Origin of the sequence: Streptomyces prunicolor (genome assembly GCF_045162825.1) — a bacterium.
GTDB lineage: Bacteria > Actinomycetota > Actinomycetes > Streptomycetales > Streptomycetaceae > Streptomyces > Streptomyces prunicolor.
Genome location: NZ_CP108676.1, coordinates 461,857 through 481,156 on the forward strand (window position 1 = coordinate 461,857; position 19,300 = coordinate 481,156).

At 70.0% G+C, this 19,300-nt stretch carries 21 protein-coding genes; 6 read left to right on the top strand and 15 right to left on the bottom strand.

Features of this window, described 5'->3' with window-relative positions; translation table 11 throughout:
• Window positions 1-32: 32 nt before the first annotated feature.
• Window positions 33-1,181, bottom strand: a complete 1,149-nt coding sequence (locus OG588_RS02045; protein ID WP_405945752.1) for a thiolase family protein — start codon at window positions 1,179-1,181, stop codon at window positions 33-35.
• A complete protein-coding gene (locus OG588_RS02050) occupies window positions 1,174-2,634 on the bottom strand; it encodes a class I adenylate-forming enzyme family protein (RefSeq protein ID WP_405945753.1) in 1,461 nt (486 codons plus the stop codon). The genes OG588_RS02045 and OG588_RS02050 overlap by 8 nt, the downstream gene beginning before the upstream one ends.
• Before the next feature lie 66 nt (window positions 2,635-2,700).
• Between OG588_RS02050 and OG588_RS02055 the strand changes: the two genes are divergently transcribed.
• From OG588_RS02055 to OG588_RS02065, 3 genes are all read left to right on the top strand, one after another.
• On the top strand, window positions 2,701-3,462 hold the full coding sequence (locus OG588_RS02055; RefSeq protein ID WP_366095185.1) for an SDR family NAD(P)-dependent oxidoreductase: 762 nt from the start codon (window positions 2,701-2,703) through the stop codon (window positions 3,460-3,462).
• Window positions 3,463-3,467: 5 nt separating this feature from the next.
• Complete coding sequence (locus OG588_RS02060; RefSeq protein WP_405945754.1) at window positions 3,468-4,229, top strand: SDR family NAD(P)-dependent oxidoreductase; 762 nt, start codon at window positions 3,468-3,470, stop codon at window positions 4,227-4,229.
• A 127-nt stretch (window positions 4,230-4,356) separates the two neighbouring features.
• Entirely contained in the window at window positions 4,357-4,542 is a 186-nt protein-coding gene (locus tag OG588_RS02065; RefSeq protein ID WP_328685609.1) for a hypothetical protein, read from the top strand.
• 52 nt (window positions 4,543-4,594) lie between these two features.
• Here OG588_RS02065 and OG588_RS02070 read toward each other — a convergent pair whose 3' ends face one another.
• Genes OG588_RS02070 through OG588_RS02110 form a run of 9 tightly spaced genes read right to left on the bottom strand, consistent with a single transcriptional unit; the run spans window position 4,595 to window position 14,092 of the window.
• Window positions 4,595-5,428, bottom strand: coding sequence for an SDR family oxidoreductase (locus tag OG588_RS02070; protein ID WP_405945755.1), 834 nt, complete (start codon window positions 5,426-5,428; stop codon window positions 4,595-4,597).
• Window positions 5,425-5,880 (bottom strand): VOC family protein, encoded by a 456-nt coding sequence (locus OG588_RS02075; RefSeq protein WP_405945756.1) that lies wholly within the window; start codon window positions 5,878-5,880, stop codon window positions 5,425-5,427. Before OG588_RS02075 ends, OG588_RS02070 begins: the two co-directional genes overlap by 4 nt.
• On the bottom strand, window positions 5,877-6,935 hold the full coding sequence (locus tag OG588_RS02080; protein WP_405945757.1) for a CaiB/BaiF CoA transferase family protein: 1,059 nt from the start codon (window positions 6,933-6,935) through the stop codon (window positions 5,877-5,879). The genes OG588_RS02075 and OG588_RS02080 overlap by 4 nt, the downstream gene beginning before the upstream one ends.
• On the bottom strand, window positions 6,932-7,888 hold the full coding sequence (locus OG588_RS02085; RefSeq protein ID WP_405945758.1) for an LLM class F420-dependent oxidoreductase: 957 nt from the start codon (window positions 7,886-7,888) through the stop codon (window positions 6,932-6,934). Before OG588_RS02085 ends, OG588_RS02080 begins: the two co-directional genes overlap by 4 nt.
• A 31-nt stretch (window positions 7,889-7,919) precedes the next feature.
• Window positions 7,920-8,318: a cobalamin B12-binding domain-containing protein gene (locus tag OG588_RS02090; protein ID WP_366095177.1), complete on the bottom strand. Its 399-nt coding sequence runs from the start codon at window positions 8,316-8,318 to the stop codon at window positions 7,920-7,922.
• Complete coding sequence (locus tag OG588_RS02095; RefSeq protein WP_405945759.1) at window positions 8,318-9,919, bottom strand: methylmalonyl-CoA mutase family protein; 1,602 nt, start codon at window positions 9,917-9,919, stop codon at window positions 8,318-8,320. Before OG588_RS02095 ends, OG588_RS02090 begins: the two co-directional genes overlap by 1 nt.
• Entirely contained in the window at window positions 9,916-11,343 is a 1,428-nt protein-coding gene (locus OG588_RS02100) for a FadD3 family acyl-CoA ligase (RefSeq protein ID WP_405945760.1), read from the bottom strand. Before OG588_RS02100 ends, OG588_RS02095 begins: the two co-directional genes overlap by 4 nt.
• Window positions 11,340-12,518 carry an amidohydrolase family protein gene (locus OG588_RS02105; protein ID WP_033282959.1) on the bottom strand — a complete coding sequence of 393 codons (1,179 nt, stop codon included), beginning with the start codon at window positions 12,516-12,518 and terminating at the stop codon, window positions 11,340-11,342. The genes OG588_RS02100 and OG588_RS02105 overlap by 4 nt, the downstream gene beginning before the upstream one ends.
• 35 nt (window positions 12,519-12,553) lie before the next feature.
• On the bottom strand, window positions 12,554-14,092 hold the full coding sequence (locus OG588_RS02110) for an AMP-binding protein (protein ID WP_405945761.1): 1,539 nt from the start codon (window positions 14,090-14,092) through the stop codon (window positions 12,554-12,556).
• A 64-nt stretch (window positions 14,093-14,156) separates the two neighbouring features.
• On the opposite strand from OG588_RS02110, the gene OG588_RS02115 reads away from it, so the two are divergent.
• From OG588_RS02115 to OG588_RS02125, 3 genes are read left to right on the top strand one after another with little or no spacing between them, the layout of a single operon-like run.
• Complete coding sequence (locus tag OG588_RS02115; protein WP_405945762.1) at window positions 14,157-15,197, top strand: 2Fe-2S iron-sulfur cluster-binding protein; 1,041 nt, start codon at window positions 14,157-14,159, stop codon at window positions 15,195-15,197.
• A 4-nt stretch (window positions 15,198-15,201) separates the two neighbouring features.
• On the top strand, window positions 15,202-15,921 hold the full coding sequence (locus OG588_RS02120; RefSeq protein ID WP_405945763.1) for an enoyl-CoA hydratase/isomerase family protein: 720 nt from the start codon (window positions 15,202-15,204) through the stop codon (window positions 15,919-15,921).
• Window positions 15,914-16,711 (top strand): alpha/beta hydrolase fold domain-containing protein, encoded by a 798-nt coding sequence (locus OG588_RS02125; protein WP_405945764.1) that lies wholly within the window; start codon window positions 15,914-15,916, stop codon window positions 16,709-16,711. Before OG588_RS02120 ends, OG588_RS02125 begins: the two co-directional genes overlap by 8 nt.
• Here the strand turns inward: OG588_RS02125 and OG588_RS02130 are convergent.
• The 4 genes from OG588_RS02130 to OG588_RS02145 form a co-directional block, all read right to left on the bottom strand.
• Window positions 16,677-17,249, bottom strand: coding sequence for a TetR/AcrR family transcriptional regulator (locus tag OG588_RS02130; protein ID WP_366095168.1), 573 nt, complete (start codon window positions 17,247-17,249; stop codon window positions 16,677-16,679). The genes OG588_RS02125 and OG588_RS02130 overlap by 35 nt on opposite strands.
• A 213-nt stretch (window positions 17,250-17,462) precedes the next feature.
• Window positions 17,463-17,774, bottom strand: a complete 312-nt coding sequence (locus OG588_RS02135; protein ID WP_405945765.1) for a DUF1330 domain-containing protein — start codon at window positions 17,772-17,774, stop codon at window positions 17,463-17,465.
• A 10-nt stretch (window positions 17,775-17,784) separates the two neighbouring features.
• A complete protein-coding gene (locus OG588_RS02140) occupies window positions 17,785-17,973 on the bottom strand; it encodes a ferredoxin (RefSeq protein ID WP_366095166.1) in 189 nt (62 codons plus the stop codon).
• Window positions 17,970-19,280: a cytochrome P450 gene (locus OG588_RS02145; protein WP_405945766.1), complete on the bottom strand. Its 1,311-nt coding sequence runs from the start codon at window positions 19,278-19,280 to the stop codon at window positions 17,970-17,972. The genes OG588_RS02140 and OG588_RS02145 overlap by 4 nt, the downstream gene beginning before the upstream one ends.
• Window positions 19,281-19,300: the final 20 nt, after the last annotated feature.

A 19,300-nucleotide genomic window follows, 5' to 3' on the forward strand; every position in this document is an offset into this window, starting at 1 on the left:
CGGCACCGGCACCGGCACCGAGAACTCGCCCGTTACGGCGCCGGTACCTCGATGACCGTGGCCGAGCCCATGCCGCCGCCCGCGCACATCGCGGCGACGCCGATGCCGCCACCACGGCGACGCAGTTCGTGCACGAGCGTGACCAGCATCCGGGCGCCGGTCGCGGCGACCGGGTGGCCGAGGGAGCAGCCGCTGCCGTTGACGTTCACGCGGTCGGGGTCGAGCTTGAGCAGTTTCACCGCGGCGACGGGCACGGCGGCGAAGGCCTCGTTGATCTCGAAGAGGTCGACGTCGGCGGTCGAAAGTCCGGCGCGGGCAAGGGCTTTGGGGATCACCTTCACCGGGGTGAGGCCCGTCTCGGCGGGGTCGGCGCCGATCGACGCCCAGGACCGGACGACGGCGAGGGCGGGCAGGCCCAGCCGGTCGCTGGCCACCACCAGAGCAGCCGCACCGTCGTTGGCACCGCCCGCGTTGCCGGCCGTGATGGAGAAGCCGTCGATCTCCGGGTGGAGCGGCTTGAGCGAGGCCAGTTTCTCCAGGCTCGTGGTGCGGCGGGGGTGTTCGTCGACGGAGAAGAGGCCGTGCGGTGTGTCGATGGGCACCAGCTCCGCGTCGAAACGCCCTTCGTCGATGGCGCGAATGGCGTTCTGGTGGGAGCGCAGGGCCCATGCGTCCATGTCGGCGCGGGTGAGTCCGGCCCGTACGGCGGTGTTCCAGCCGACCGTGATCGACATGTCCAGGTTGGGGGCGTCGGGCCGGTCGGGGTGCGTGGGCGGGCTCCAGGGTTCGACCCACTCCCCGTCGACGCGGAAACGCTGTTTCGGGGAAGTGGAAGCCGAGTTGACGCCGCCGGCGATGACGAGTTCGTCCATGCCCGCGCGGATGCTCGCCGCAGCGCTCTGCACGGCCGCGAGACCCGCGGCGCAGTGGCGGTTGTGGGCGAGGCCCGGTACGGCGGTGAGGCCGACGGTCAGTGCCGCGTGCCGGGCGACGACCCCGCCGCCGTAGAGGCCCTCGCCGAGGATCACGTCGTCGATCGCGTCCGGGTCGAGCCCGTCCGTGACGGCGGCTGCGGCAACGATGTGGTGGGCCAGGTCGAACGCGGTGGTGTCGCGCAGGGTGCCCTTGACGGCGGTGCCGACAGGGGTGCGCAGGGCGGACACGAGGACTGCTTCAGGCATGGGTGGTCTCCAACTCGGCCAGCAGGGTGCGGCGCAGCAGCTTTCCGGTCTCGGTCTTGGGGAGTTCGGCACGGAACACGATCGTGTCGGGGGTCTTGGAGGAGCGCAGTCGCTCCTTGACCCATTGGCGGACCTCCGCCGGGTCACCCTCGCCGACCACGACGGCGACGATCCGCTGCCCCCACTCGGGGTCGGGCACGCCGATCACCGCCGCCTCGACGATCCCGGGGTGGGCGACGAGAACGTCCTCTATCTCGGCGGGAGCGATGTTCTCGCCGCCGCGAATGATGGTGTCGTCGGCGCGTCCCTCGATGAACAGATAGCCGTCGGCGTCCAGTCGACCCCGGTCCCGGGTGGAGAACCAGCCTCCCCCAGCCCCAGGGGGCTGGGAGGTGCCCCCAACGTCCAGGGCACTGCGTCCGCCGTACTCGCCGGAGATCTGCTCCCCGCGCACGAACACGAGCCCGGTCTCCCCGGCAGGGGCCGGCTTTCCGTCGTCGGCGCGGATCTCGATCTCGACGCCGGGCAACGACCGTCCCACGGAGCCGAGTCGGTCCCGTACGGCCGGGTCGGACGCCGCGAGTGCCTCGCGGTGGTCGTCGGGCCCCAGCACGGCGACCGACGAGGTCGTCTCCGTCAGGCCGTACGCGTTCACGAACCCGGTGCCGGGGAAGATCTCCAGCGCCCGTTCCACCACCGGCCGCGGGGTTCTGGCCCCGCCGTAGGCGAGGCTCCGGAGCGTGGGTGTACCGGCGTCGCCGGCCGGGACCTCGGCGACGATGCGGGCCAGCATGGTGGGCACGACGAGTGCGTGTGTGACCTGCTCGCGGCGCGCGGTCGACAGCCACTCCCCCGCGTCGAACGCGGGCAGGTACACGAGGCGGCGGCCGGAGTAGAGGTTCGTGAGCAGGTTCATCAACCCGGCCACGTGGTACGGCGGAACGGCCACCAGCGCCGCGTCGCCCTCGCCCGCCGAGGCGAACTCCTGGGTGTTCAGGACGTAGGCCATCAGGTGTCGGTGGCGCAGCAGTGCGGCCTTGGGTTCGGCGGTCGTGCCGCTGGTGTAGAGGACCACCGCGACGGAGTCCTGGTCCAGGGAGTCCTGGTCCGGGGCCAACTCTGGTGCCTCAGCGTCCTCTTCGGCGCTGAGCAGGGCGTCGAGGTCGACGGGGCGCAGTACGAGGGCGTCGGGGTGACGGGCCAGGAGGCGGGCCAACTGGTGTTCGCCGAGGCGGTAGTTGAGGGGGATGAACGGGATGCCCGCCAGGGCGGCGCCGAACAGGGCGACCGGGTAGGCGAGGTGACTGGGGCTCAGATAGAGCACGGCCGGGCGGCCCTGGAAGCGGTGCGCGGCGGCGCGGGCGCGGGCGAGCAGGTCCGAGGCGGTCAGGGAGCGGCCGTTCGCCGTGACCACCGGTCGGTCGCCGCCCGAGGCCACCATCTCGAGAATCATGGTTATATTCATGAGAATGCTATTCTCGTCTCACTAGAGCGCTGTTCGCAAGAGAGGAAATCCTTGATGCAGATCAGTGGGAGCTCCGCGGTGGTCGTCGGCGGGGCGGGCGGCCTGGGCGAGGCCACCGTCCGTCGACTGCACGCGGCGGGAGCGAAGGTCGTCGTAGCCGATCTGGCCGATGAGAAGGGCAAGGCCCTGGAGCAGGAGTTGGGTGTGCGCTATGTGCGCACCGACGCCACCTCCGAGGACGATGTCCAGGCGGCCCTGGCCGAGGCCGAGTCGGCGGGACCGCTGCGGATCTCGGTGGACGCGCACGGTGGTCCGGCGAGCGGTGGCCGGCTCGTCGGCAAGGACGGCTCGCCCCTCGACCTCGCGGGTTTCCGCACGACGATCGACGTGTATCTCACCGGCGTGTTCAACGTGATGCGGCTGGCCGCGGCCGCCATCGCCCGCCAGGAACCGCTGGACGGCGGCCGGGGCGTCATCGTCAGCACGGCCTCGATCGCCGCGTACGAGGGCCAGATCGGCCAACTCCCTTACGCGGCGGCCAAAGGCGGGGTCGTCAGCATGACCCTGGTCGCCGCCCGCGATCTCTCCCCGCTCGGCATCCGGGTCGTCACGATCGCGCCGGGCACCTTCAACACACCGGCCTACGGCAAGGCGGGCGACCAGTTGGAGGCCTACTGGGGGCCGCAGATCCCGTACCCGAAGCGCATGGGGCTGCCGGTCGAGTACGCGGGTCTCGTGCAGCACATCGTCGAGAACGACTATCTCAACGGCGAGGTCGTCCGTCTCGACGGCGCCCTCCGGTTCCCGCCGAAGTAACCGGGATGAGTCAAGTGACGGGCGTGAGCGGGCAGTTGAAGGGCAAGGTCGCGTTCGTCGCGGGCGCCAGCCGTGGCATCGGCCGTACGGTCGCGGTGGCGCTCGCGGAGGCGGGTGCCTCGGTCGCCGTGGCCGCGCGTTCCGAGCGGGAGGGTCGGCTGCCCGGGACGATCCACTCGGTCGCGGATCGGATCACCGCGGCGGGCGGACGTGCCCTGCCGGTGCACTGTGACGTGAGCGACGAGGCGTCGGTCGACGCGGCCGTCGCCGCCACGGTCGCGGAGTTCGGCGGAATCGACATTCTCATCGCCAACGCCGGGGTGCTGTGGCTGGGCCCGGTCGAGTCGACGCCGCTCAAACGCTGGCAGTTGTCGCTGGACGTCAATCTGACCGGGGTGTTCCTGGTGACCCGGGCGGTGATTCCGCACGTACGGGCGCGTGGCGGCGGTTCGTTGGTGGCCGTGACGACCGGCGGGGTGGGCATGACGGACCGGGGCGCGAACGCGTACTGGGTGTCCAAGGCGGCAGTGGAGCGCCTCTACTTGGGGCTCGCCGCCGATCTGGAGAAGGACAACATCGCCGTCAACTGCCTTGCTCCGTCACGGGTGGTGCTCACGGAGGGCTGGCAGGCGGGTGGCGGGGGCCGGGAGATTCCGCCGGAGATGGTGGAGCCTCCGGAGGCGATGGCGCGGGCCGCCGTCCTGCTCGCGGGCCAGGACGCCACCGGGATCACGGGGACCGTCCAGCGCTCGGAATCCCTTGCCTGAACGGCAGTTGGCCTGCGGGCGACGCGGGACGCGCATGACTGTTCGGCATCTTCCGGGGCACTCGGGAGACAACGGCGCAGCCACCGGGATCACCGGTGGCTCGCCGTCTATCCGTAGGGGTTAACAGATGCTTGCATTCGTGGCGGCCGCACTCTTCTTCATCGCCTTCATCATCCGTGTCACCGAGACGTCGACCCAGATCGTCTTCAGCTCGACGAGCCTCATGCTGCTCGGGCTCGCCTTCCTCGCCGCGCACTCGGCCGGTGTGGGGTCCGGCTGGTCCGCCCGGCGCAGCAGCGGCCGTCGGCGCTGAGGAAGCGGCGCGCTCCCTCAGCAGCGCGCCTCCTTCGACAGCCGCCGACCGGTCACCGTCCGGCGCGTTCTCGCACCGCCGCACAGACCCCGCCGTCGACGAGAACGTCGATTCCGGAAACGAAAGCGGCCTCGTCCGACAACAGGAACGCCACCGCAGCCGCGACGTCCTCGGCCCGGCCCACCCGCCCGAGCGGCGTCTGCTCCACCAGAGCGGCCATGGCGGGCTGGGCCGAGGCCTCCTGCTGTCCCTGCGGGGTGTCGATGACACCCGGCGAGACGGAACAGACCCGGGCTCCGTACGGCCCGAGCCGCACCGCCTCCCGCCGTACGAACCGGTGCACCCCGTGCTTGGCCCACGCGTACGCGAGACCGGTGTTCTCCACCGCAGGCCCGAGGGCCGCGCGCAACCGGTCGAGAAAGTCGTCCCGGAGCGGATCGTCGAGGATCGCCGCTACGGCGGGATCGGCCTCCAGGTTGCCGAGGAGCGGGGCCATCGAGGCGAAGCACACCATCGCGGTCCCCTCGGTGGCGAGCGGGCGGAGTGCCTCGGCGAGGCGTGCGGTGCCGACGAGGTCGACCTCGAAGATGCGTCGCCAGTCGGCCATGGTGGGCGAGATCCCGGCGGCGTGGGAGACGGCTCTGAGAGAGCCCAATTCGGCTGCCCGCGCAGCGAGTTGGGTCAGTCCGGCCGGGTCGGTGACATCGAGGACGAACGGCTCGACCTCGATCTCGTCGTCCGCGGCGGCCAGTTCCTTCGCGGCGGTGGTCACGGCCGACTCGTCCCGGTCCACCAGCAGCACTATGTCCACCAGGTCGGTGAGCCGCCGCGCGCAGGCCAGTCCCATGCCACGCCCGGCCCCGGTCGCGATGCCTACGGTCCTCATGCTCCCTCTCCTCCCTGGCCCCACAACTTCTCCAGCCCCGGCTGCGCCACCCGGTCCACGAGTTCCACGAGCAGTCCGCTCGGGGCGCGCAGGAAGGCGAAGGGCGCGCCGCCGGAACCGGCCCGGGTCGCCTCGGTCGTGAAGCCCTGCCGGGTGAGTTCGGCCGCGTCCGCGGCCACGTCGTCGGACCAGTAACCGACGTGGTGCACACCTCCGCCGTCCACCGGCTCCCACAGCGTTCCCGGGACACGTCGGACGATCTCCAGTCGAGGCAGCGTCCGGGAGTACGCGCAGCTAATGTCGAGAACTGCGTTTCCGGTCGGCAGCGTCAGCGGAACCACCCCGCCGATCTCGGCACACCACTCGTACCCGAACGCGGCCGAGTACTCGGCCAGCGTCCCCTCGAAGTCCTCGACGACAAGCCCGAGATGGAACTGGTCCTCCGCCCTCACGACTCCCCCACCACCCCGGAAACGTCATGCTCACCCAGTCGGGGCGGCGGCCCGTACTCGGGCTCGTACCCCTCGACCCGCACGGGACTGCGCACCAGCCGGAAGTCCCCGGCCCTCACCACGGCCTCCGGCGTCGCCGCCAACGCCTGCGGCAGCGTCCGTACGGCAGCCGCCGGCACCCCGAGTGGGCGCAGCCGCGCCTCCCAGGCCACGGCGGTGTCGCCCGCCAGGGCATCCGTCACAGCGGCCAGCACCTCCTCGCGCCGCTCCGCGCGTTCGGCCATGGTGGGGAAACCCTGGACGCCCGCCTCGGTGGCGAAGGACTTCCAGAAGCCGTCGTGGGTGATGAAGAGCGCCAAGTAGCCCTCGGCGGTGGGAAAGAGCTGGGCCGGCACGTAGTAGGAGTGCGCGCCGAGCGGCAACCGACGTGGCTCCACGCCCTCGTTGAGGTAGGCGGAGGCGCGGTAGTTGAGCTGAGACAGCATCACATCCCACAAGGACACCTCGACTTGACCGCCGTGCCCGGAGACGATCTGGGCGAGGAGGCCCAAGGCAGCTGTCAGGCCTGAGGAGTTGTCGGCCGAGGAGTAACCGGGCAGCGTCGGCGGCGCGTCCGGGTCGCCGGTGAGGGCGGCGACTCCGGTGGCGGCCTGGACCACGTAGTCGAAGGCGGGCTCGTCGCCCGCCTCCAGTCCGTATCCGGTGAGCGCGACGCACACGATCCGGTCGTTCCACTTGCGCAGCACGTCGTACGTCAGGCCCAGCCGGTGGATGGCCGTGGGTTTGAGGTTGACGAGCAACGCGTGGGCGTCGGCGACGAGTTCGCCGAGCCGGGCCTGTCCTTCGTCGGTCGTGAGGTCGAGGCGGATGCTGCGTTTGCCGCGGTTGAGGCTGGCGAAGTAGGCGTCGCTCACCTGGCGGGAGATGTCACCGCCCGGCGGTTCGATCTTGGTGACCTCGGCGCCGAGGTCGGCGAGCATCATCGTGGCGTAGGGGCCGGCCAGCATGTGGCCGACCTCCAGGACGCGGATGCCGGCGAGCGGTCCGGCGGTCATCGCAGGTCCGCGGCGAGGGCGGCGAGCATGTCGCGGGTGCGGTACTTGGAGGCGACGAGTTCGTCGCGGTTGTCGCCGATGGGCAGCAGCCGTACGGAAAGGTCGGTGACCCCGGCGTCCGCGAACCGTTTGAAGCGGGCGGCAATGGCGTTCTCGTCGCCCGCCGCGCACAGATCGCCGATGTCGCGGGCGTCGCCGTACTCGAGAACGCGTTGGTAGTTCGGCGAGATCTCGGCCTCGCCGAGGATGCGGTTGGCGCGCTCGCGGGCCTCGTCGACCCGGTCGGGGCTGCACAGGCAGACCGGGATGCCCGCGACGATCCGCGGTGCCGGGCGTCCGGCGCTCTCGGCGGCCTTGGTGATGCGGGGGACGACGTGTTCGGCGACGGCGCGTTCGTCGGCCATCCAGAGCACGGTGCCGTCGGCCCGTTCTCCGGCGAGGCGCAGCATGACCGGGCCCAGGGCCGCGAGCAGGACCGGCAGCGGGGCGACGGGGGCGAGGGTGAGCGGGTTGTGGACGGTGAAAGTGTCGTTCTCGACATCGACCATGTCCGTTCCGCCGAACGCGGCGTCCAGGACGTCCAGGTAGTCGCGGGTGAGGGCGGCCGGTTTCTCGTACGGCAGTCCCAGCATGTCGCGGATGATCCAGTGGTGGGACGGTCCGAGGCCAAGGGCGAGCCGTCCGCCGGCCGCCGCCTGGGCCGAAATCGCCTGCCGGGCAAGGGCGATGGGGTGCTGGGCCTGCAACGGGACGACAGCGGTGCCGAGTTCGATCCGTTCGGTGCGTGCGCCCATCAGCGCGACCGCGGTGAGCGCGTCGAAGTCGGTCGGGATCTGCGGCACCCACACGGTGTCGAAGCCCGCCTTCTCGGCCCATGTCACGTCGTCGATCATCCGCGTGACCTTGCGGACCGAGTCCCCGCGTTCGGGCCCGATCATCACTCCGATACGCACGCTGCCTCCAGGTTTTCGGATCGCCGCCGGGTCATGGCGAGGTGACGGATGTCAGGGCGCGCATCTTGGCCACGAGGGCGTCGAGCGGTGTGCCCGTGGGGAAGACCGCGGCGGCTCCCGCCGAGAGCAGCTTCGGCACGTCGGCCGGCGGGATGGTGCCGCCCACCACGACGGCGATGTCCTCGGAACCCGTGGCGCGCAGTGCCTCGATCACGCGGGTGGTGAGCGCGAGGTGCGCGCCGGAGAGGATGCTGAGGCCGACGACGGCCACGTCCTCCTGGACGGCGACGGCCACGATGTCGTCGACGCGCTGCCGTATGCCGGTGAAGATCACCTCGAAGCCCGCGTCGCGCAGTGCCCGCGCGACGATCTTGGCCCCGCGGTCGTGTCCGTCGAGGCCCGGTTTGGCGACCAGTACGCGGGCGGTCATCAGAACACCACCGGCTGCTGGAACTCGCCCCATACCGCCTTGAGCGCGGCCACCAGCTCGCCGACCGTGCAGTAGGCGTTGGCGCAGTCGATCAGGATGGGCATGAGGTTCTCGGTACCTTCCGCGGCGCGGGCCAGTTCGGTGAGGCGTTGCCGTACGAGGGCCGCGTCTCGGGTGGCCTTGACGTCGGCGAGCCGTTTCAACTGCCGGTCACGGCCCTCCGCGTCGAGTTCGTACGTGGCGAGGTCGTGCGGGGGTTCGTCCGCGACGAAACGGTTGACGCCGACGACCGGCCGGGTGCCCGCCTCCACCTCGCGGTGCAACTGGTAGGCCTCGTCCGCGATGAGGGTCTGCAGATAGCCGTCCTCGATGGCGCGGACCATGCCGCCGTAGCGCTCCAGGTCGTCCATGATCTCGACGATGCGGGCCTCGGTGGCGTCGGTGAGCGCCTCGACGAAGTACGAGCCGCCGAGCGGGTCGGCGACCCGGGTAACGCCCGTCTCATGAGCGAGAATCTGCTGGGTGCGCAGCGCGAGTGTCGCCGACTCCTCGCTGGGCAGGGCGAACGGTTCGTCCCAGGCCGCCGTGAACATCGACTGGACGCCGCCGAGGACCGAGGCGAGTGCCTCGTAGGCGACGCGCACGGTGTTGTTCTGTGCCTGCGGCGCGTACAGCGAGGCGCCTCCGGCCACGCAGCCGAAGCGGAACATGGCCGCCTTGTCGCTGCCCGCCCCGTACCGCTCGCGCACGATGGTCGCCCAACGCCTGCGTCCGGCACGGTACTTGGCGATCTCCTCGAAGAAGTCGCCGTGCGTGTAGAAGAAGAAGGAGACCTGCGGGGCGAACTGATCGATCGTCATACGACCGCGGGCCAGCACCGTGTCGCAGTAGGTGACGCCGTCGGCGAGCGTGAACGCCATCTCCTGTACTGCGTTGGCGCCTGCGTCGCGGAAGTGCGAGCCGGCGACGGAGATCGCGTTGAAGCGGGGTACCTCGGCCGCGCAGAACTCGATGGTGTCGGCGATGAGTCGCAGCGACGGTTCGGCCGGCCAGATCCAAGTGCCCCTGGACGCGTACTCCTTGAGGATGTCGTTCTGGATCGTCCCGGTGAGTTTCGCCCGGGGTACGCCCGCCCGTTCGGCCGCCGCGACGTAGAAGGCGAGCAGGATCGCGGCCGTTCCGTTGATGGTGAAGCTGGTGCTGATCCTGTCGAGGGGAATGTCCTCGAAGAGGATCTCGGCGTCGGCGAGCGTGTCGACGGCGACGCCCACCCGGCCGACCTCCTCGCCCACTTCGGGGTCGTCGGAGTCGTAGCCGCACTGGGTGGGCAGGTCGAGCGCCACGGAGAGTCCGGTGCCGCCCTGTTGGAGGAGGTAGTGGTAGCGACGGTTGGAGGACTCGGCGGTGCCGAAGCCGGAGTACTGGCGCAGTGTCCACAGCCGTCCCCGGTAGCCGGTGGCGTAATTGCCGCGCGTGAAGGGGAAGTTGCCCGGCGCGGGTGGCTCGGCGGCGATGTCGTCGGGGCCGTAGACCGGTTTGAGGGGCAGGCCGGACGCGGTCCGGATGAGGTCGTCGCCCTGGGGCGGTGTGGGAGGCGTCATCGCAGGAGGTCCTTCATCACCTTTCCGGTGGCGTTCAGCGGCAGTTCCGTCAGGAACTCCACCGTCCGGGGCACCTTGAACCCGGCCATCCGGAGCCGGCTCCACTCGATCAACTCGTCGGCGGTCACCGGCTGTCGGAGGACGACGAAGGCCTTGCCGACCTGTCCCATCCGTTCGTCGGGGACGCCGATCACGGCGGCCTGGGCGACCGCCGAATGTTCCATCAGGAAGCCCTCGATCTCGGCCGGGTAGGCGTTGAAGCCGCCGACGATGAACATGTCCTTCTTGCGGCCGACGATCCTCAGGTAGCCACGCTCGTCGAGCGTGCCGAGGTCCCCGGTGTGCAGCCAGCCGTCCTCGTCGATGGCTTCGGCGGTGGCGTCGGGGTCGTTGAAGTAGCCGCGCATCACGCTGTAGCCACGGACCAACACCTCGCCGTCATCGGCGATTTGGACCTCTACGCCGTCGCAGGGGGTGCCGACAGTGGTGGCGATGTCCTCGAAGGAGTCGCCAGGACGGGTGGCCGTTGCTGTCCCCGCCTCGGTCAGGCCGTAGCCCGTCATGATCGAGGTGAAGGGCAGTTCGGTCATCACGCGGCGGACCAGCTCGACGGGGATGTCGGCGGCTCCGGTCACCGCAACTCGCAGTGAGGACAGGTCTCTTGTGCCGCGGTCGGTGAGCAGTGAGTGGTAGAGCGTGGGCGGGCCGGGCAGGACCGTCACCTTCTCGCGCTCGACCAGGTCGAGGACGGTGTCCACGTCGAAGACGGGCACGGGCAGGATGGTCATGCCGCGGATGAGCGACGCGACCATGCCCGCCTTGAAGCCGAAGATGTGGAAGAACGGGTTGACGATCAGATAGCGGTCGCCCTCCCGGACCCCGGCCAGGTCGCACCACTCCGCGTACAGCCGGAGTGTCTGGGCGTGGGTCATCAGGACGCCCTTGGGCCGGCCGGTGGTACCCGAGGTGAAGACGATGTCGCTGACCTGGTCGCCGGTCACCTTCCGCTCGAAGGGTGAACCGCTTGCCAGGAAGCCGGACTTGAGGTCGATCACCGGCACACCGGGCGGTGCTTTGAAGTCCAGGCCGAGGAAGCCCTCCTGGACGAGAACGGCCTTCGCACCACCGCGCACGATGATGTCGTGCGCCTCGTCCGCCTTGAACCGGGTGTTGACGGGCACCACCACACCGCCCGCGGTCATCAGACCGAAGGCGGCGACGATCCACTCGGCGGAGTTGGGCGCCCAGATCGCGACCCGGTCGCCCTGCTCCACCCCGGCCGACGCGAACGCACCCGCAGCCACACGCACCCGCTCGACCAGCTCGGTGAACGTGAGGCGGAGCGGGCCGTCCACCACGGCTTCGGCATCACCGAAGCGGTCGGCCGCGCTCAGCACCATCTGCGGGATGCTCTCCCAGGTCATACGCCGATCAACCGGGCGAGGTTGCCGCCCATGATCTTGGCCTGGTCGGCCTCCTTCATGCCCTGGAGCGCGTCGATGTAGGAGACCGGGTCGGCCAGCCCCTCGGGGTGCGGGTAGTCGGACCCGAACAGGACGCGCTCGACTCCGACGACCTCGGAGAGCGCGGCCATGTCCTCCTCCCAGAACGGGCTGATGTGGATCCGCTTCCTGACCTCCTCGACCGGGTCGCCCAGGAAGCCCTTCGGCTGCTTCTTGTAGGTGCTGCCCAGTTGGTCGAGGAGCGGCAGCAGCCAGGAAGAGCCGTTCTCGATGACCGAGACCTTCAGTTCCGGGAAGCGGAACAGGGCTCCGTGGCAGACCCAGGACGCGACCGCATCGGTGACCGGGCGCCACTCGGACATCATCCGGAAGACCTGCGCCTGGAACGGCGTCATCTCCTGGCTCTTGCCCTCCCAGTCGCTGGAGTAGCGCGAGTAGCCGCTGTCGGAGGAGTGCATGGCGACCAGCACGCCCGCCTCCTCGACCCGCTTCCAGAAGGGGTCGAACTCCGGCAGCGCGAAGGACCGCGATCCGCCGTAGCCCGGGACCGGGGCGGGCCGGATGAGAATCGCCCTCGCGCCGCGCTCCAGGCACCACTCCAGTTCGGCGATCGCCTTGTCCAGGATCGGCAGGCTGATCACCGGGGTGGTGAAAATGCGGTTCTTGTAGTTGAACTGCCAGGTCTCGTGCAGCCATTGGTTGAGGGCGTGCACGACGACATGGATCAGCTCCGGGTCGTCCCGCATGCGTTCCTCGACCAGGCTGGCGAGGGTCGGGAACATCAGGGTCTGCTGGATGCCCAGGTCGTCCATGAGCGCCAGGCGTGGGCCGGGCTCGCGGAACGCCGGGATCGACCGCATCGGCTCGCCGAACAGCTCCCGGTGGGACTTGCCCTCCGGGTTCCCCTCGCGGAAGTAGTCCTCCCACGCGCCGGGCCGGGCTACGACCTCGAAGGTGGGGTTGGGGATGTAGTCGCTGATCTGACCGCGGATGGCGATCTTCGTACGGCCCTTCACCTGCACGTACTGGATGGCGCTCGCGTACTGCTTGGGCAGGTACCGAGTGAGCGCATCCTCCGTCTCATACAGGTGGTTGTCCGCGTCGAACAGTGGATACGGCGGCACACGCGATGGCATGAGATTCTCCTTCGCAGATTGCGAGAATCATATTCTCACTCTTGATGGGCGGCAATGTCCTTGCGGAGAACGAACTTCTGGACCTTGCCGCTGGCGGTCCGCGGGAAGTCCTCGACGAGGTGCAGTTCCTCCGGCCACTTCTGGCGGGCCAGGCCCGCCGCGGCGAAGTGGGCGCGGAGGTCGTCGAGGGTGGGTTCGGGGTGACCGGGCCGCAGTCGCACGACGGCTGCCGCGTGCTCGCCAAGGCGGGCGTCCGGGGCGGCCACAACGGAGGCCTCGGCGACGGCCGGGAGGGCGAGGAGAACCTCCTCCACCTCCAGCGCGCCGATGTTCTCGCCGCCACGGATGATGACGTCCGCCTTGCGGTCGGTGATGGTGAGGTAGCCGTCCTCGTCGAACTCACCGATGTCGCCGGTGCGGTACCAGCCGTCCGCGTCGAAGGCCCGCTCGGTGAGGGCCGGGTCGGTGTAGCCGAGGCACAGGTCCGGGCCGCGGCTGAGGATCTCGCCGTCCTCCGCGAGCCGGATCTCCACTCCGGCCAGCGCGTCCCCGTCGGTGTAGAGCCGCTTGTCCTCGGGCGCCGTGTGGGCCGAGGCGGTGATCGAGGGGTGCTCGGTGCTGCCGTAGGCCCGGAAGACCGTGATGCCGAGGTCCGCGAGGCGTCTGGTCACCGCGTTCGGTACGGCCGCGCCGCCGAGGCCCGCGTACTTCATCCGGGTCAGGTGGCCGGGCGTGAAGTCGGGGTGGTCGAGGAGGCTCGTCATGTAGTAGGCGGCGCCGCCTCCGACAGTGAGGCCGTCGCGGGCCATCAACTCCAGGGCGAGGCCCGGGTCCCAGGTGTCGGCGAGGTTCACCGGGCTGCCGTCGAGGACGGGGATCAGGAAGGCGTTGACCATGCCGATGAAGTGGCCGACGGGTGCGGAGGTGAGCTGGTCACCGCGGTCCGGCGGGTAGCGGCCGGCGAGTTGGCGGGTCTCGAAGCCCAGGGTGCGGTGGCTGTGCACAACTCCCTTGGGGTCGCGGGTCGTTCCGGAGGTGAAGGCGATCAGTGCGGGCGCGGACGGGTCCGTCGGTATGACGCCGGGCAGCGGTTCGTCGGCGAGCAGCTCGTCGAAGTCCCGGCCCACGACGCCGACCGCGGGGATCTTCGCGCTCAACTCGGGGTCGTAGCGCAGGTGTCCGAAGCGTTCGGCGGTGACGAAGACCTTGGGCCGGACCGTGTCCAGGATGTAGCCGACTTCCTTGCGTCCGTAGAAGTGGACGATCGGCACCACGACCGCGCCGAGGAACGCCGAGGCCCAGAAGACGGCAGCGGCCTCCATCCAGTTGGGCAGTTGGAGCGCCACGACGTCACCGGGGCCGACACCGCGTTCGCGCAGTCCGGCGGCCAGTCGGCGGGCCGTCGACTCGACCTCACCGAAGGTCCCTTCCCAGGGGCGTACCGCCGAGTGCACGCGGAACACGGCCCCCGGGGCGGCCGTCAGTCCCCGCGTCAGCAGGTCACCGATCGTCTCACTGGTCCACCAGCCCTCCGCCTCATAGCGGTTGACGAGTTCAGCGGGGATCGTTCGCACGACAGGAACTTCCTCTCGTCATTGAGAATTGCACTCTCTCAGAGCGAGAAGGTAAATTCCATACATGGGACGAGACCACGGGTTCCACCCGGTGCGGATCACACGGATCATCCAGGAGACGCCCGACACACGGACGTACGTACTCGACGCGCCCTTCCCGTACCGGGCGGGCCAGTTCGTGACGATCAAGGCCTGTGGCACGCTGCGCAGTTACTCCATGTCCAGTTCGCCCGAGACGGACGCCGAGTTGATGACGACGGTGAAGCGGGTTCCGGGGGGCCTGGTGTCCAACTGGATGCACGACCATCTCGCACCCGGCGACATCGTCGAAACCACGTTGCCAGCAGGGGTTTTCTGTCTGCGGGAGGGCGACGAGGCAGGCGGTGCACGGGAGTTGGCCACACCGGTGGTGGCGTTCTGCGGGGGCAGCGGGATCACCCCGATCCTGTCGCTCGCCAAGTCGGCGCTGGCCGGCAGCGGGCGTCCGGTGCGGGTCCTGGCCGCCGACCGGGACGCCGGTTCCGTCATCTTCGGCGTCGCGCTGGGCGAGTTGGCCGTGCGGTACCCGGACCGGTTCGAGGTCCGGCACCATCTCGACGACCGGCAGGGGTTCGTCACCGCGGACCAGGTCCGGGAGTTCGCGGGCGGTGACCCGGACGCGGATTTCTACCTCTGTGGGCCCGCGCCCTTCATGGAGTTGGTGGAGAACGCGCTTCTCGCCCACGGAGTCGCCCCGGAGCGGATCTTCGTCGAGCGGTTCGCGCAGGCCGCCGCCGATCGCCCGCTCCAGGAGAACCCCGAGCAGGAACCCGAGGAACCTGCCGAACAGGACGGCACCCTCACGCTCGTGCTCTCCGGCAAGCGGCACACGCTCGCGCAGCGCTCCGGCGAGACGTTTCTGGAGAGCGCGCGTCGGGCGGGTCTGGCCCCGCCGTTCTCCTGCGAGGCGGGCAACTGCGCCACCTGCATCGCCCAAGTCACCGAAGGCGAGGCCAAGATGCGCGTCAACAACGCGCTCGACGACGACGAGATCGCCGAGGGCTGGGTCCTGACCTGCCAGGGCGAGCCGACCACCCCGCACGTCACTGTCGCATACGAGGACTGAGGCCATGGACGTAGATCTCGAACTCGACGAGGGCCTGGCGGTCGTCACCATCGACCGACCGCACGCCCGCAACGCCATCGCCCCCACCACCATGGACGAACTCGACAAGGCGCTCGACGCGGCCGCGGGCGCCAAAGCCCTGGTCGTCACGGGCGCCGGCGACCGGGCGTTCGTCTCGGGCGGGGACCTGAAACAGCTGAGTGCGATCCGGACCGAGGAGGACGCGATGGCCATGGCCCTGCGGATGAGGGGGATCTGCGATCGCATCGCGGCCTTCCCCGGACCGGTGATCGCCGCGTTGAACGGGCACGCGTTCGGCGGCGGCGCCGAGGTAGCGGTGGCCGCTGACATCCGGGTCGCCGCCGACGACATCCGGATCGGCTTCAACCAGGTCGCCCTGGCCATCATGCCAGCGTGGGGCGGCGCCGAGCGCCTGGCCCAACTGGTCGGCAAGGGGCGGGCGTTGATGCTCGCCGGTGCCGGGACCGTGCTCGACGCGGCCGAGGCCCAACGCGTCGGACTGCTCGAACTGGTGCTCCCGCGCGCCGAGTTCGCCGAGGGCTGGCGCACCCTGGCCAGATCCCTGGCGACCAATCCGGCGCGGGAGATCAAACGCGTGATGAGCGGAGCCGTCCCGGAGGAGGAGGCGGCCCGCGCCTTCGCCCGCCTCTGGGTGTCCGACGAGCACTGGCAGGCAGCGGAGAGGGTGATGTCCCGTGGGTGACACACGAGTTGGGGCGACTGGAGCGAGCGCCGACCTGACCGACGTACGCGCGGACACGGACCGTGCGGCGGCCGGCGACGGGCGGGTACGGGTCGAGTCGAGTCCGGTGGGGCCGATCGTACGGCCGCCGGACGCGAGCGATCTCGTCGTCCTGTATCTGCACGGGGACCGGCAGTTGTCGGGTTCGCCGGAGTCGGCGGTGGACCTCGCCGAGCGACTCGCCCTGCGGACAGGGGCAGTTGTGGTGTGCCCGCGGTACCGGTCGTCGTTTCCGGGGGCGTTGGACGACGTGCACGCCGTATACAGCTCGTGTCAGGCGCGTGGTCCGGTCGCGTTGGCCGGTGAGCGGTTGGGGGCCGGGCTCGCGGCCTCGCTGCTGGTGCGGCTGCGGGACATGGGGGCGCCGGAGCCGGAGTGTGCGGTGCTGATCTCGGCGCTGCTCGATCTGACGTTGGACGCGCCGAGTCTGCTGTTCAACGCGGCTGCCGATCCGGGCTTCGACATCGACGAACTCCGTTTGCACGCGGCCCGGTTCGCGGGCGGCGCCGACCGGACCAACCCGCTGCTGAGCCCGCTGCACGCCAATCTGCACGGGCTGCCGCCGATCCAACTCCTGGTCGCCGGTACCGATCCGCTGCTGGACGACTCGCTGTCGTTCGCCGCCCGCGCGGCCCACTCCGGTGTCACGGTGGATCTCCGGGTACGGCCGGACACGGTGAGTCTGCACCCGGAGAGCGTGACGGCGATGGCCGATTTCATACAGGCGTGGGCCCCAGCAGCACGCCCATGACATCGCGGATGATCTCGGGGTAGTCGGTCTGCTCCTCGTCGAGCATCCACTGCTGCTGGACCCCTTCGAGCATCGCCACCACGGCGGTGGCGGCGGCTCGGGGGGTCAGGCCGCTGGGTACGCGGTCGCCGTAGAGCGCGGTGAGGTGCTCGACGGTGTGGTCCTGGATCGACCGGTAGTAGTCGTGGCAGAACCGCTGTGCCTCGTCGCTGCCGGTGACGCCCTCGGCCACGAGAACGCTGTGTATCTGGGCGAGACCGGGGTTCTTGTGGTCGTAGGTGATGACCTCGGCGAGCAGACCGGGCAGGTCCTCGCCGGAGTCCGTGTGGAGGGCGGCAAGGTGTTCGCGGGCGAGGTCCTCGCGGAGCTGGACGAGGGCGAGGAGAAGCCGCTTCTTGCTCGGGAAGTAGTGCAGTACGCCCTGTCGGGTCAGGCCGGCGCGCTCGGCCACGGCGTCGATGGATGCCTTCTTGTAGCCCCGCTCGGCGAACACCGCCAGCGCGGCGACGAGGATCTCCTCATGTCGGGCCGTCGTCATTGAGCACCCCTTCCGCCACGGCAACACCCATGTGACATTACGGTTGCCGTCGCGATCGGGCGAGCCTTCCGGCCATAGCGGAACCATTGGCCGTACGGCGGCGCCGGGGCCGGTCGTCGCGGTCGGGAGGGTGTCGGGAGGGCGGGTGTACGCGGACCGGGCCGCCGGCAGCGGCAGCCGGGGCCCGGTGACGACACTCCGGACAGTGCCTTCTCACGCACCCCGGGACGGCGGCTCGAAGCCTGCGATGATCACGGCGTTCGTGTCGGCCGCGGCCTGCCGCAGGGGCTTGGCCCGCTCGTACGCCTCCGACTCGTACCAGGCTCGCGCGGCTTCGACGCTCTCAAATTCGAGAACGACGGTCCGGTTGCCGTGCCAGTCGCCTTCGAGGAGCTGCGGCCGGCCGTCGACCGCGAGGACGGAGGCGCCGCCCTGGGCCATCGACGGCCCGACCGCCCGGCTGTAGGCGTCCATCCCGGCCGGGTCCTTGATCGACTCGGTCAGGATGACGTACCCCTTGGGCATCCGGTTCTCCTCAGCTCACTGTGATCGCGCGTTCGGGGCAGCTGCCGATGGCCGTGCGGACCTGCTCCTCGTACTCGGCGGGGACTTCCGGGGTCAGCACCTCGGCGTATCCGTCGTCGGTCAGGTCGAACACCTCGGGGCAGATCGACCAGCAGATCCCGTGGCCCCGGCAACGGTCCGCGTCGACGACGGCCTTCATCGGGCGGACTCCTCGGCCTTCTCGGACGCCTCGGCGAGCGTGAACTCCAGGTTCAGATGGGTGAGTCCGCGCAGGATGTACGTCGGCAGGTAACGGAAGTTCCGCGCGTCGGCAGGGCCGTGCGCGCTCTCCGAGATCCTGATGTCCGTCGTACGGTCGAGGATGCGCTCGATGCCCACCCGGGCCTCGGCGCGGGCCAGCGGGGCGCCGGGGCAGGTGTGGGGGCCGCGGCCGAAGGCCAGGTGGTGGCGGGCGTTGGCGCGGGCCGGGTCGAAGACCTCAGGGTCCTCGAAGTGGCGCGGGTCGCGGTTCGCGGCGCCGTTGAGGACCATGAGCGTGGTGCCGGCGGCGATGTCGACGCCGCCCACCGTCGTCGGTACGCGGGACAGCCGGAAGTCGCCCTTGATCGGGCTCTCGGTGCGCAGCGTCTCCTCGATGAAGTTCGGGATGCGGTCGCGCTCGGTGCGCAACAGGAGCTGCAGATCGGGGTCTTCGGCGATCAGCTTGAGGGCGTTGCTCAGCAGCCGGACGGTGGTCTCCTGGCCGGCCGCGAAGAGGTTGGTGGCGACGCGGGCCACGTCGGCGATGTCGGGGGTCGAGCCGTCGGTGAACTTGGCGAGGGCCAGGCCGGTGATCACGTCCTCGCGAGGCTCGCGGCGGCGCTCCTCGACGTAGGCCGAGAACTGCCCGTACAGGTACTCCAGCGGCGAGTGCGCCACCTCGCCGTCCGTGCTACCGATGCCGCCCTGCGGCTGGTGTTCGAGGCCCTCCACGAACGAGTTGCGGTCCTCGTCGGGCACGCCCAGCAGATCGGCGATGACCCTCAGGGTGAAAGGACCGGCGAAGCCGCTGATGAAGTCGCCCTCGCCGCCCGCGAGATACGTGTCCAGCTGCGCGTCGGCGAGGTGCCACATCGACGCCTCGTTCTCCTTCAGGCGGCGCGGGGTGATCATCCGCATCAGCAGTCCGCGGTGGTCCGTGTGCAGGGGCGGGTCGAACGTCGGCAGTTGGTCGCTCATCGGGAGCTGGTCGCGGTACTGCTCGATCAGCGCGCTCACGTCGTCACCCTCGAGCGGGACCGGGAACCCGGGGAAGGGGCCGGTCACCGAGATGCAGGACGAGAACGTGTCGGCGTCGTTGAGGACCTGTATCGCCTCGTCGTACCCCGTCACCATCGTCACGTCGTGGTGGCTCTCGCGTTGCACCGGGCACTTCCCGCGCAGGGCCGCCAAGTAGGGGTAGGGGTCCGCGACGACTTCGTCGTCCTGGAAGAAGTCGATCGCCTCGAAGTCCTTCACGGTGTGCACGGTTCCCTTCCGTCACCAGT

Excerpts from the sequence above, each read along its gene's own strand:
- OG588_RS02045 (WP_405945752.1), bottom strand. The coding sequence starts at position 1,181 with ATGCCTGAAGCAGTCCTCGTGTCCGCCCTGCGCACCCCTGTCGGCACC.
- OG588_RS02050 (WP_405945753.1), bottom strand. The coding sequence starts at position 2,634 with ATGATTCTCGAGATGGTGGCCTCGGGCGGCGACCGACCGGTGGTCACG.
- OG588_RS02055 (WP_366095185.1), top strand. The coding sequence starts at position 2,701 with ATGCAGATCAGTGGGAGCTCCGCGGTGGTCGTCGGCGGGGCGGGCGGC.
- OG588_RS02060 (WP_405945754.1), top strand. The coding sequence starts at position 3,468 with ATGAGTCAAGTGACGGGCGTGAGCGGGCAGTTGAAGGGCAAGGTCGCG.
- OG588_RS02065 (WP_328685609.1), top strand. The coding sequence starts at position 4,357 with ATGCTTGCATTCGTGGCGGCCGCACTCTTCTTCATCGCCTTCATCATC.
- OG588_RS02070 (WP_405945755.1), bottom strand. The coding sequence starts at position 5,428 with ATGAGGACCGTAGGCATCGCGACCGGGGCCGGGCGTGGCATGGGACTG.
- OG588_RS02080 (WP_405945757.1), bottom strand. The coding sequence starts at position 6,935 with ATGACCGCCGGACCGCTCGCCGGCATCCGCGTCCTGGAGGTCGGCCAC.
- OG588_RS02090 (WP_366095177.1), bottom strand. The coding sequence starts at position 8,318 with ATGACCGCCCGCGTACTGGTCGCCAAACCGGGCCTCGACGGACACGAC.
- OG588_RS02095 (WP_405945759.1), bottom strand. The coding sequence starts at position 9,919 with ATGACGCCTCCCACACCGCCCCAGGGCGACGACCTCATCCGGACCGCG.
- OG588_RS02100 (WP_405945760.1), bottom strand. The coding sequence starts at position 11,343 with ATGACCTGGGAGAGCATCCCGCAGATGGTGCTGAGCGCGGCCGACCGC.
- OG588_RS02105 (WP_033282959.1), bottom strand. The coding sequence starts at position 12,518 with ATGCCATCGCGTGTGCCGCCGTATCCACTGTTCGACGCGGACAACCAC.
- OG588_RS02115 (WP_405945762.1), top strand. The coding sequence starts at position 14,157 with ATGGGACGAGACCACGGGTTCCACCCGGTGCGGATCACACGGATCATC.
- OG588_RS02120 (WP_405945763.1), top strand. The coding sequence starts at position 15,202 with ATGGACGTAGATCTCGAACTCGACGAGGGCCTGGCGGTCGTCACCATC.
- OG588_RS02130 (WP_366095168.1), bottom strand. The coding sequence starts at position 17,249 with ATGACGACGGCCCGACATGAGGAGATCCTCGTCGCCGCGCTGGCGGTG.
- OG588_RS02135 (WP_405945765.1), bottom strand. The coding sequence starts at position 17,774 with ATGCCCAAGGGGTACGTCATCCTGACCGAGTCGATCAAGGACCCGGCC.
- OG588_RS02140 (WP_366095166.1), bottom strand. The coding sequence starts at position 17,973 with ATGAAGGCCGTCGTCGACGCGGACCGTTGCCGGGGCCACGGGATCTGC.